This is a genomic window from Paraburkholderia dilworthii (assembly GCF_000472525.1).
GTDB lineage: Bacteria > Pseudomonadota > Gammaproteobacteria > Burkholderiales > Burkholderiaceae > Paraburkholderia > Paraburkholderia dilworthii.
Window position 1 is genome coordinate 1 of sequence record NZ_AWZT01000054.1, and the last position, 10,929, is coordinate 10,929.

A 10,929-nucleotide genomic window follows, 5' to 3' on the forward strand; every position below is an offset into this window, starting at 1 on the left:
AGCCGTCCGAGCTTCTCGGTCCCGCGCAGGCGCGTGGCCACGAAGACCGGCTGCCCGTAGTGTTGCGGCAGCGCGTCACCGGTCACCTCCAGCGCGCGGGTCTGCGTGTTCCAGGCCATCAGTGAACCTCCATCAGAAAATGCCACGCGTGCCATCGCGTGTGGGAAAGGTGAACACGGAGCCGCGCTGCTTCGTACACAGCACGGTCTGCGTAAAGGAATATGTAGACACGTGGCGCGTCACATAGCGCTCGAGCGCCAGCGCGAACGTGAATGGCGACATGCCGTCAAGGCCGCCCTCGTCGAAGGTCAACGTGATCTTCATGCCGCGGGCAAGCTGCAGTTCGCCCGCCTGGCAGTGCATGGCATACACCGGCTCCGCGGTGGCACCGATGAGGCTGTCGAGCTGGTGTGCGAGAGCCGTGTCGCCCGCGCCGAGGTACGGCTGCAGCATCATGCGCAGCCCTTCGCCAGGACGCCTTTCGTCGAAGTTGCTATCAAAGACATCCAGTTCCAGATGCAACTGGCGCACCAGTTCCCACGCAGTGTCGCCGCTCGCAAGCGGTGGCTTGGGAGGCGTGGGGGCACGCACGAATCCGGCACTCGCCACGCCCTTCGCGCCTCTCACCACCAGATCATCGACGCCGTTGCACGGCGCAAGGCAAGGCAGGTCCGCATTGGTGAGCCAGGCATCGAGCGTCAGGTGGCGGATGCCGGTCTGATCCGGCCCGTGGTCATGGTCCAGCAGCGACAGCAACACGTGGGTGCGGACGAAGCGCTGGCGCGTGCCGTAACGACGCGCACGGCCGGGCGGTTCATCCAGTTCGCGGCGCAGCGCGAAGTAACGCTCATCTCCGCGCTCATCATCGGATATCGCCACATCGAGCGGCTGGAAAGCGATCTCCTCCGACTCTTCGTTCACCTGTCCCTTCGCGAGATCAAGCGAATGAACCTCATGGTCGTCAGGCGCCGTCACATAGGGCACGAGCCGGTGCTCGCGCGCGTCAGCGTCGAGATGGAGCCTTCCGGTCCTGACCGGATACAGGTTAGCGATAGGCGTACAGAAAAGTGCCAGTTGCGATGCATCGACCTGCTGGTCGAGCGAGGCGACCTCACGCGTGAGCAGCAGCACGATCTCGACCTCCGGACCGGGGATTCTCTCAAGTCCCGCCGCCAGCCCCGTGAGGGTGGAAAACCAGAACCGCTGAGGCAGGGCGAAGTATTCGTGCACGAGCGCGTGCCCATGCAGTGCCGGCGACGCCGGTCGCAACAGGCTCTGTTCCGGCTCAAGCCCCTCGTAGTCCACGCCGATCGGCTGCCTGCCCGCGAGCTTCACGCCATGCAGCTTTTCTTCTGTATCGAATCCCCCAGGCGCACCCATCACCATCCCCACGACGCAAGTGTGGATCAGTTCAAACAGGTGCGAAGCCATGCGTTGCTCACCGCACAGGTGGATGGGCAGACGGTCCAGCCCTTGCAGACTCCCGATGCTCGTGCCGTTGATCGTGCGAAGCCGCAGGCGCAGTGCGCCACGTACCTGCCGGGGATCGTCCACGTAGCGGTGCAGCGAGTAAAGGTCAGGAGGAATGCCCGTCCAGCGTGCCTGTGTGAGCGCAAGCGGCCAGATCGTGACGGGCTGACTGGAGCGAAACTCGCACACGGTGTGGCCTTCGACGGCCTCGCGGGACATGATGCGCGTGCCGCGCGGCAATGTCTGGCCCTGCGGATTGAGCGTGGCTTCGGGGTCGGGAAAGAATCGTGCAACACCCAACGAGGGCAGCAGCGTCACATAGTTGGGATTCACGCATTCGAGCAGGCGCTGCGTGAACGCCCCGGTCATGCGGTCGATGCGCATCTGCGAAGGTGCAGCCGTCCACGCAAAGGTCTGAAGCAGACGTTCGACGTATGCATCACCCACCTCGCCCGCCTGCGCGCCGAGCCGGCGCGCGATTTTTGGATGCTTGCGGGCAAATTCCTGAAACAGCGCGCTGATGTAATGCAGTTCGCGCTGGTAATAACCGGATAATTCAGGATGCATGTTTGCGAAAGCTCTCAGTTCCCAGGTCGGGCCGCCCATAGACATCCGAGCACCGCCGGGTGAAAGCGTGCGAGCCTGCACTGACTCGTACATGCCCCCTTCCGATGTAGTCGAACTGAATGGCCATCGCGATAATGACCCGACAGCACGCAGTTACCGGCCAGGAAGATTCGCAAAACGGAAAGGGAAAAGGAAGATTGCGGCCGATACTGATGCGAACTGGGTATCAAGGGCAGCGGCGCCGGCCCTTTCGTCAAGTGACTTGCAGTTCCGCCAATGATCCGCGCACAGCGCGGCATCAGAATAATCATCAGGGCAACTGAGCGGACGTACCGTTGCGATGATTAAGCGTCGTTCGGCCAAGTCACCAAACCGCGGACAACTTACTCTTCCGACGATCTATCGAACGAATCCCGCCCAACGCTCATGTGTTGCTTGATGCCTGGTTGACCGCGCGCAATCGTGTTTAGCAACCCAACTCCAAGCTGCCGCGCGAATTCATCGTCAAGCTTGAAATCGTGCCCATCGGCCATCACGACACCCATTCCCCCCAGCGACGAGCGGAGCGAGGTCGTCCAGGCCGACGGTGTACACGATCAGTTGCTGTAGATCTTCGTCGTAGGTCAACACCAGGGAATACGGCGGATGTTTAGCCATCAGTAGCCCCTGCAAGCCTGATATCTTGCGGACGCTTTTCCATGCGCAGAGCGACCAAAACCGGCGACCCTGCGACGTCCGTCACCTCAAGCCGCCGCGACCTCCAGCATCGCGTTGCCCTGCTCTCCACCTAACGTATCAAGCAAGTCGCTCAGCATACGATCGAGCTCCGCCGTCATCAGCGTGAAATCGGAGTCGAAGCGTTCGTCGTCGTTCTGCGCGGTCGGGTCGCTCGCTTCCTTGAGCACGTCGAGCGGCGTAATGCGCTTGATCGTCAGCGAAGGCGTCAGCACGAACGACACACGATCGTTCCATGTCATCGCGAGCCGCATGCATTGCTTACCGGCTTCGATATGACGGCGCATATCTTCGGCGTCCAAAGTATGTCCGACGTAACGCACGGTCGCGTTGCCTTCCGCGGGCGAACGCAACTCGGTATCCTGATCGAGCGAGAAACCGGCGGGGCCTTCGCCCGATAGCAGCCAATCAGTCATGGCCGACACCGGCGATTGCGTGACGCGCACGGTCCCAAGCGGCAACTGATCGATCGATTTCACCAGCAGCCCGCGCACTTCGTCGGCAACCGCTTGCGATGCCGCGTCGATGACAAGCCAGCCATTGCGGCAATCGATCCACACGCGCGTATCGCGGCGGATGCTGAATGCGCGCGGCAACAGTTCGTCGGTGACCTGCTCCTTGAGTTCGCGCATCTGTTTGCGGCCGGGTTTGAAACCCTGCTGCTCTTCGAGTTCGGCAGCGCGGGCCTTGGTTACTTGCGTGACCACCGAGGCGGGCAGCAGCTTCTTTTCCGCGCGAAACGTAAGCAGCAGCTGCCGGTTGAGCGCGTAGACGAGCGAATCGTTGTCGCGAGGAGACGCCCACCCGTGGCTTTGCATTTCGACACTATTGCCGGGCGCAAACGCATGTGGCGCAAGCCACTTTTCGATTTGTTCCGGCGTGACGGGCCACGGAGCGGGAAGACGGTGAAGCTGCAGGTTTTTGAACCACATAGGCAGAATCGAGTACGGGCAAAGCGCACCATTCTATCTCTATCTGGCAGCTCGCCCGACATGCTGGTGATCTCGGCGAGCGGCGCCGGAGGACCAGAGTTGAGAGATTAACGCAACTGCCACGCAACCGAAGGCCCGGCTCACCGAGACGTCACCGCCTTCTCCTTCAATAGCCTCGAGGCCAGTGCGAGCATCCGCTGGTTCGCACTTGCGGGCGCAAAACTGGCGACTTTTTGTGAAGCTGCCTGCACGAGGCTACGGCGCAGTTCGGTCTCGGTGAGAATACGTTCGATAGCCAGCGCCATCGCGTCGACATCGCCCGGCGGTACTAGCAGGCCGGCTTTGCCGCCCTCCAGCAAATCGCGCGGGCCGGTCGGGCAATCCGTCGATAGAACAGGCGTGCGGAGCGCCATGGCCTCGCCGAGAACCATGCCGAACCCTTCATAGCGGCTGCTCAGCACTAGCAGTTCCGCTTGCCTGATATAGGGCGATGGGTTCGCGCAAAAGCCCAGGAAATGCACGGACGGGGCGATCCCCAGTTCGTGCGCGAGTTGCTCCAGCTCGCCTCGGTCCCGGCCCTCGCCGATCAGCACCAGCGCCGCGTTGCAGCGGCCACGCTCGCATAACTGAGCGTAGGCTCGTAGCAGCGTCTTGTGGTCCTTCTGACCTTCGTCCAGACGCGCCACCGATACAATGAATGAGTCCGCCGGACGTTCGATCTGCCCGGACGCCGCGCGCCGCAACGCCTCGATGTCGATCACGTTCGGCAATTCGGTAACGTCCACATGACTTGTCGCGAAAAGCTCGCGCGCTTCGCGCAGCATGGCTGGCGTCAGCACGGCTACCGCGGAGTAACGTGAGAAATGGCGGACGCGGCGGGCAACGTAACGCTCGCTCTTTTTGCCAAGCCGCGCGGCGAGGCTGAAGTGACTGACGCCAATCCACGGCACGCCGCAACTGCCTGCCAGATGACGCAGCGAAAAATCGAAGTCGCAAACCAGGTCATGCTGGCTCGCGAGGCGTCTCATCCGCCGCGCCGCCAGCGGCCGGATCGCGCCGTAGGTCAGCGCCTTGTGCAGCAGCTTCGTGCCGACGCCGAGTTTGCGCTGGCGCGCTTTCTGGTGCAGAGCGACCATCCATTCCGATGAAGCGAGCACATGGATATCGACATCGTCGGGAATAGAATGCGCGCGCCAGAACGCTAGGTCGTCGGTCGGATAAGCCACCGAGAGGCTCGGCGCGAACAGCCGGCGGTCCAGTGTCTTGAGCCATGACAGCAGCGCCGTCTCCGTGCCGCCCTTACCGAAGTCGTTGATGTGGAACAGAATGCGCAGCGGGGCGCGGTCGGTGTCTGCGGCCTTCAATGTCTCGCTCATGACCGCCTTTTTTTATCCAGTTTGACGGTCTGCGATTCGCGTAGCGGCTCCGCGCGTCCGGCCGTGGACATGGTGCGCTCGGCGCTTTGCGACGATCCAGCCGAAGCTCTGCCATGCTCCGCGTATCCCAGCAACAGACCCGCGAACGACCAGAACGCCAGCATGGTCGTCTGCCACATAAAATCATCGGTCATGTTTTTCGCGATCATGCCGGCCACCAGCGCGACGCCTGCGGCGCATAACCACGGTTCCACCCGCTGATACCGCCAGAATCGTGCAACCAGGCTCAGCAACAGCCCCGTCTGCAGCACGACGCCAATGAATCCGGTCTGCAGCCACGTGTTGATGAACAGGTTGTGCGCATGCGTCAGCGCTTGTGGTTCGGCGGCCAGCAAAGCGGGCGGCATTGCATTGCGATAGACGATGCCCGGCAATGGCTTGCCGAAACCTATGCCGGCCCAGGCGTGATGCTCGGCCTGGCCGACATAGAACGCCCACAACTTCGGGCGCGTATCGGCCGATACCGTATCGCCGATGGCCGACAGTGAGCCCGGCACGTAGACCTGATGACCGTCGATCACGACGTCGCGCGCCTGTGTGACCTCGGGCGCCGCACCGCTCGTGCGCAAACGGGAACTAAGCCCGAGGGTGCCGACGCCGGCTGCACCCACCACGGCAATGGCCAGCACCGCGAGCATGAAGCGGCGCCGATACAGCGGATATAGCGCGACGAGAAGCGTTACGGCGGCGGCCGGCCAGAAGAACCGGTTCAGCGTCGCGAGCCCAATAAAGAGGCACAGCACAATGCCGCTCGCGCCGACCAGGCGCCAGCGCGGACGCAACAGGAAGCCGGTGAAGAGCGCCATCGAGAACACCGCAAGCGTGCTGGTATGACCGACGCGATTATAAAAATGCAACGGGAAGGTATTGGCCGTAGGCGGTTGCAGATGCCCCCAGTTGAACGCGCTGATCGTGGCGAGCGCAACGCACGCAAGCCAGTTGACGGCAACCACTGGCTCGGGTCGCCGCAGTTGGCTTCCGAACAGCCAGAAGCCCCAGAACGACACCAGCGGATAGAGCACCTCGTCGCACCACGCGTGCAGGCTGACCATCGGATACGGCGACCACGCCACCGAAGCAAGCCCCCACCCCGCCCAGGCGGCGACCGGCAGCAGCAGCGGCCAACGCACGAGCGGCGGACGATTCGCCGAAAAGGCAGCCGCCGCGACGCCAAGCGCCAGCAACGCGAGCGCGTTGAAGACGATCGCCGTCATGTGGCCGAACATCACCACGAACAGCAAAACCGGACAGGCAACCCAGAACAGGCGCTCCACTCGCGCAGCCGTGTGAGTCATTACGCTTTCACCAAGATATTTTGCAAAACATTGAATACCGACTCGATCGTGAGTTGGCCCATGCACTCGGCATGATCACCGCTCCACGCGACGCAGGTCGTCTCGTTGCGATCGCAGCGCCGCACCGATGCTACCTCGCGGCGGAAGATAAAAGGCTGATCGCGGCACGGCATGTCGGCGATGGTGATCGGCACGAACGGCACCTCGCGCCAGTAGCGTCCCGCGCCGTGAATCTGCGCGTTGCCCGGACCGAAGAGCGCAACTGTAGGCACCCCGATCAGCCGCCCAAGATGTGCGACGCCGGTATCGGGACAAACCACGGCCTGCGCGCCGGCAAACAGATGCCACAACTCGCCGAGACCGAGCTGAGCCGCTAGGTTTGGATGACGCGCTTGCGGGTCGATCGCGCGGATCAGATCCGCCTCGCCCGGACCGCCGGTCCACACCGGTAGATAACCGAGTGCTTCGACTCGCCGCGCCAGCTCAAGCCAGCGTGCATTCGGCCAGCGCTTGACGCTCGCACTCGCGCCCGGATGAAGCACCACATAACGTTTTGTGAACTGCGCCGGCTCCGGCAACGCGAGATGCGGAGGAGCCGGCCAATCGGCGGGACGGTAAGCACGCGGAGGCGGCCCTTCTATCAATTGCGCGGCGAGGTCGGCCCACGCCTCGGGCGTATTGGGATATGGCACGCTCCGGTCGAGCGGCCAGTTCTTCCACGCGGGCTTGTCGCCGGAGTGTCCGACGATCCACCGGCAGCCGGCCGCGAGCGCGAGCCAGCTATAGCGGTTATCGCCGAGCACGAGGCCAAGGTCGTAAGGTCCGGAAAGCAAAATGTTTCGCACGGACGCTGGATCGCGCGGATCGAACGGCAACGCATTCACGCCGAAAGGCCGCCCCGCATATAGCGGCACTATGGCTTTCGGGCAGGCCAGAAGAATGTCCGCTTGCGGATATTGCGCACGCAACTTGGCGAGCAGCGGCGTGAGCAGCAACGTATCGCCAAGCAAAAGATGATGCGCGATCAGGATACGGCGCGTGCTCTGCGGCTCGCGGCGCAAAGGCTTGACGAGCAGTCGCGGAATAGCCGACCTGAAGGTAAGGAGACGCCCGACAAGTCGACTCATAGGCTCATCGGCGCGTTTGTTTCCGCCGCGATCTTGCTGTACGCCGATACCCGGCGCGAGGTCGCGTTCGCCATGCACAATCTCCAGCATATTCTTTTCGACAGATCCAGTGCGGCGGCTGCGGCCCCGTCGTGACGGGTAAGCGCGCCCCGGCGACGGCGCTGCTGGCCCGCCGCATGTCCTCACGGGCATTCAAGCCCGGTGAAGTAAAGGGGGTGTTCGGCCTGAATGAGGTCAAGCGAAATTCAAGCGTTAATTTCAAGCGTCGGCATGACAAATTATAACATGTGCCTCTAGCGCAAAACGGCGCGAGACCGTGCCTGGCGGCCCGCGCACGCCGTCCCGCAGAGTGGCGAGACTTACGAGGCGGGCGTGATCTGCTTCACCAGGCTCAGCAACGCATCGACGTGAGCGGCCACGCTCGGGTCATAGCGGACCGCGGCGGCGTCGGTGAGTTCCGGCGGCGCGACGCGAGCGTGGTCGCGATGTGCCGCGACCGCTCGCGCCAGCGTTGCCCGCAGGTCGGCCACGTCGCCCGGCTTGAAGACAAACTTTGCATGTGAGGCGATAGCATCGCAGCAACCGATGTTCGACGGGAAAATCACCGGCGTGCCGCACATCACCGATTCGATGCCAACGAGGCCGAAGGGCTCGTACGTCGATGCGAGGATAGTGAAATCCGCAGCCTGATAACACTCCGCGAGTTCCTTGACGTAACCGATGTAACGCAGCCGCTCCGATGTGCGCGCGGGCGGGCGCCCCGCCACCGCCACCGCGATCGGCGGTGACGTATCCTGCAACGCCGCTTCGATGAGCGGCAACCCCTTGCGCTCGTGACTGCTGGATGGAAACAGCAGAACGATCTCGTCATCCGCAAAGCCGTATTTACGCCTCAGGGCACCGCGAGTGACGGCATCGGTCGGCTTGAAACGTGTTCCGTCGACGGGCGGATACAACACACGGATTTTTGCTTCGTCGACCCCGTACAGTCGCCGCAACTCGTCGTGCATGAGTTGCGAATGCGCGACGACGACTTTGGAGCGCGCGTATTGGCGCCGCTCCAGTTCGATTTGCCAACTGTCCGAGCGCTTCTGCGCGCGCCCCGTCGTCTTTAGAAAACCAAGATGCGTACCGCCGCAGATGGCGATATCGGACGAGTCAACGCGGTTGCAGCCAATCAGCATGTCGACATGCGCCGCGCGGCGCGCCGAGCGCAGCCGCCATGAAAACCAGCGGTCGCGCAGTTTGCCCGGCAGGAACGACACGTTGATGCGGTGCCGTTCGACCATGCCGCTTTCGGGCAGAGACGTATCGAAACGGCGCGCAAAAAATGCAAGTTCGACGCCGCGTGCCGCGAAGCCTCGCACGAGATCCATCGCATAGCGTTCTAGGCCGCCGCTGTGCTGCAATGCGTTGCTGGAAAGTCCAAGTTTCATCATTCAGACAGCGCGCGCGAGCGCCTCGTCAAACGTTATCGGAGAAGGGGCGCGGTCCGGCAAAACGGACCGCTTGGTCGCGGACCGAATCATGGGAGTGAAGACCGCCGAAGGCTGACGTCGTGCGCGTTACGCCACGTTCTGCTGAAACTGGATGCGATGCAGATGCGCGTACAGCCCGTTTTGCGCCAGCAACTCGCGGTGGCTGCCGCGCTCGGCGATCCGCCCCGCTTCCATCACCAGAATCCGGTCCGCGCGCTCGATCGTCGACAGACGGTGCGCGATGACGAGCGTCGTGCGCCCTTTCATCAGCGTTTCGAGCGCGGCCTGCACGTGGCGCTCGGACTCCGAATCCAGCGCCGAAGTGGCTTCGTCGAGAATCAGGATGGGCGCGTCCTTGTAGATTGCGCGTGCGATCGCGAGACGCTGCCGCTGGCCGCCCGACAGCATCATGCCGTTGTCGCCCACTAGCGTGTCGATGCCGTTGGGCATGGCCTCCACCGTGTCCCACAGATTGGCAGCGCGCAGCGCCGCCTTCACCTTGTCGCGATCGGCGCTCTGGCCGTAGGCCACGTTGTTGGCCACCGTGTCGTTAAAGAGCACGACGTCCTGGCTCACCATCGCGATCTGGCTGCGCAACGCGTGCAGGTCGTAATCAGGAAGCGCGACACCGTCGACGAGAACTTGGCCGCCGCTCGGGTCGAAAAAGCGCGGCAGCAGGTTCACCAAGGTCGTCTTGCCGCTGCCCGACGGGCCCGCGAGCGCCACCATTTCGCCGGGCGCGACCTTGAACGACACCTGATCCAGCGTGTGGCGGTTATGCGTGGCGTTGGTGCTGTACATGAACGAGACGTTGCGGAACTCCACTTCCCCACGCGCGCGTTCGAGCGGTTTGCCGCCGCCCGCGGGTTCCGCCGGTTCGTCGATCAGGCCGAAAATCAACTCGGCCGCTGTCATGCCGCGTTGCAGCGGCTGGTTCACGTCCATCAGATGCTTGAGCGGCGAGATGATCAGCAGCATCGACGTAACGAACGCGACAAAGCCGCCGACCGTGGTCTGATCCGACGACGACTGCACCACCGCGATCGTGATCACCACGGCGAGCGCAATCGACGCGAGAAACTGCGTCAACGGTTGAGCAAGGCCGCCGGACACGGTCATGCGCATTGCGTAGCCGCGCAGGCGCTTGCTCATCGACGAGAAGCGGTCCATTTCGTACTTTTCGCCGTTATGGACCTTGACGACCTTGTAGCCGCCCACCGTCTCCTCGACGATGTAGGACAGTTCGTTGGTCAGCAGTTGATGCTCGCGGTTCAGACGCCGCAGCCGGCGATTGATCTTGCCGACCAGCCAGCCGATGCCAGGCAGTAGCACCGCGACGATCAGCGTCAGACGCCAGTTCAGATAGAACAGATAGCCGAGCAGGAAGATCACGGTGAGCGAGTCGCGCACCAGCGTCACCATGACGCTCAACAGCACGTTGAGAATCTGATTGACCTCGAAGACGATTGCGTTGATCACCGTACTCGCGGTTTCGCGTTGAAAAAATGCGACGCTCGTATGGATCATGCGGTCGAACATTCTCAGGCGCAGCTCGAGCAGAATCTTGTTCGATACGTAAGCGAGCAGGTAGCCGGACGCGTATTGCGACACACCGCGGATCAGCGCGAGACCGATCACGGCGACCGGCACGAACCATTTGGCGCTGTCGCTCGCATGGGCGCCGAAACCTTTATCCAGCAGCGGCTTGAGCAGCGCAGGGATGGCGGCGTCGGTGGCCGCGCTCGCCGCCATTGCGACGATCGCCCCGATGATCACCCAAAGCAGCGGCTTGACGAACGGCCACAGGCGCCGGAAAACGACGGCTGGGGACGACGCCTCACCGGAACCGATGGGTTTGCTTAACGTTGGCTTCGCGCTCAAGGAATCCT

The 10,929-nt window shown here is 62.8% G+C and carries 7 protein-coding genes; all 7 read right to left on the minus strand.

Annotation, left to right across the window (positions count from 1 at the left end):
* Positions 1 to 132: 132 nt before the first annotated feature.
* The 7 genes from tssF to msbA all read right to left on the minus strand — a co-directional run bounded on the left by tssF (position 133) and on the right by msbA (position 10,921).
* Entirely contained in the window at positions 133 to 2,130 is a 1,998-nt protein-coding gene (gene tssF, locus F759_RS0130545; RefSeq protein WP_244438956.1) for a type VI secretion system baseplate subunit TssF, read from the minus strand.
* 650 nt (positions 2,131 to 2,780) lie between these two features.
* The gene (locus F759_RS0130555; protein ID WP_027803195.1) at positions 2,781 to 3,704 is read right to left on the minus strand and encodes a recombination-associated protein RdgC; all 924 of its coding nucleotides are present in this window, start codon (positions 3,702 to 3,704) and stop codon (positions 2,781 to 2,783) included.
* A 140-nt stretch (positions 3,705 to 3,844) separates the two neighbouring features.
* Complete coding sequence (locus tag F759_RS0130560; RefSeq protein WP_051377511.1) at positions 3,845 to 5,080, minus strand: glycosyltransferase; 1,236 nt, start codon at positions 5,078 to 5,080, stop codon at positions 3,845 to 3,847.
* Complete coding sequence (locus tag F759_RS0130565) at positions 5,077 to 6,435, minus strand: O-antigen ligase family protein (protein ID WP_027803197.1); 1,359 nt, start codon at positions 6,433 to 6,435, stop codon at positions 5,077 to 5,079. Before F759_RS0130565 ends, F759_RS0130560 begins: the two co-directional genes overlap by 4 nt.
* Complete coding sequence (locus F759_RS0130570; protein WP_027803198.1) at positions 6,435 to 7,562, minus strand: glycosyltransferase family 9 protein; 1,128 nt, start codon at positions 7,560 to 7,562, stop codon at positions 6,435 to 6,437. Before F759_RS0130570 ends, F759_RS0130565 begins: the two co-directional genes overlap by 1 nt.
* A gap of 359 nt (positions 7,563 to 7,921) precedes the next feature.
* Complete coding sequence (locus F759_RS0130575) at positions 7,922 to 8,998, minus strand: glycosyltransferase family 4 protein (protein WP_027803199.1); 1,077 nt, start codon at positions 8,996 to 8,998, stop codon at positions 7,922 to 7,924.
* 129 nt (positions 8,999 to 9,127) lie between these two features.
* On the minus strand, positions 9,128 to 10,921 hold the full coding sequence (gene msbA / locus F759_RS0130580) for a lipid A export permease/ATP-binding protein MsbA (RefSeq protein ID WP_027803200.1): 1,794 nt from the start codon (positions 10,919 to 10,921) through the stop codon (positions 9,128 to 9,130).
* Between the last annotated feature and the right edge of the window lie 8 nt (positions 10,922 to 10,929).

Excerpts from the sequence above, each read along its gene's own strand:
- F759_RS0130560 (WP_051377511.1), bottom strand. The coding sequence starts at position 5,080 with ATGAGCGAGACATTGAAGGCCGCAGACACCGACCGCGCCCCGCTGCGC.
- F759_RS0130570 (WP_027803198.1), bottom strand. The coding sequence starts at position 7,562 with ATGAGTCGACTTGTCGGGCGTCTCCTTACCTTCAGGTCGGCTATTCCG.
- F759_RS0130565 (WP_027803197.1), bottom strand. The coding sequence starts at position 6,435 with ATGACTCACACGGCTGCGCGAGTGGAGCGCCTGTTCTGGGTTGCCTGT.
- F759_RS0130555 (WP_027803195.1), bottom strand. The coding sequence starts at position 3,704 with ATGTGGTTCAAAAACCTGCAGCTTCACCGTCTTCCCGCTCCGTGGCCC.
- tssF (WP_244438956.1), bottom strand. The coding sequence starts at position 2,130 with ATGTACGAGTCAGTGCAGGCTCGCACGCTTTCACCCGGCGGTGCTCGG.
- F759_RS0130575 (WP_027803199.1), bottom strand. The coding sequence starts at position 8,998 with ATGAAACTTGGACTTTCCAGCAACGCATTGCAGCACAGCGGCGGCCTA.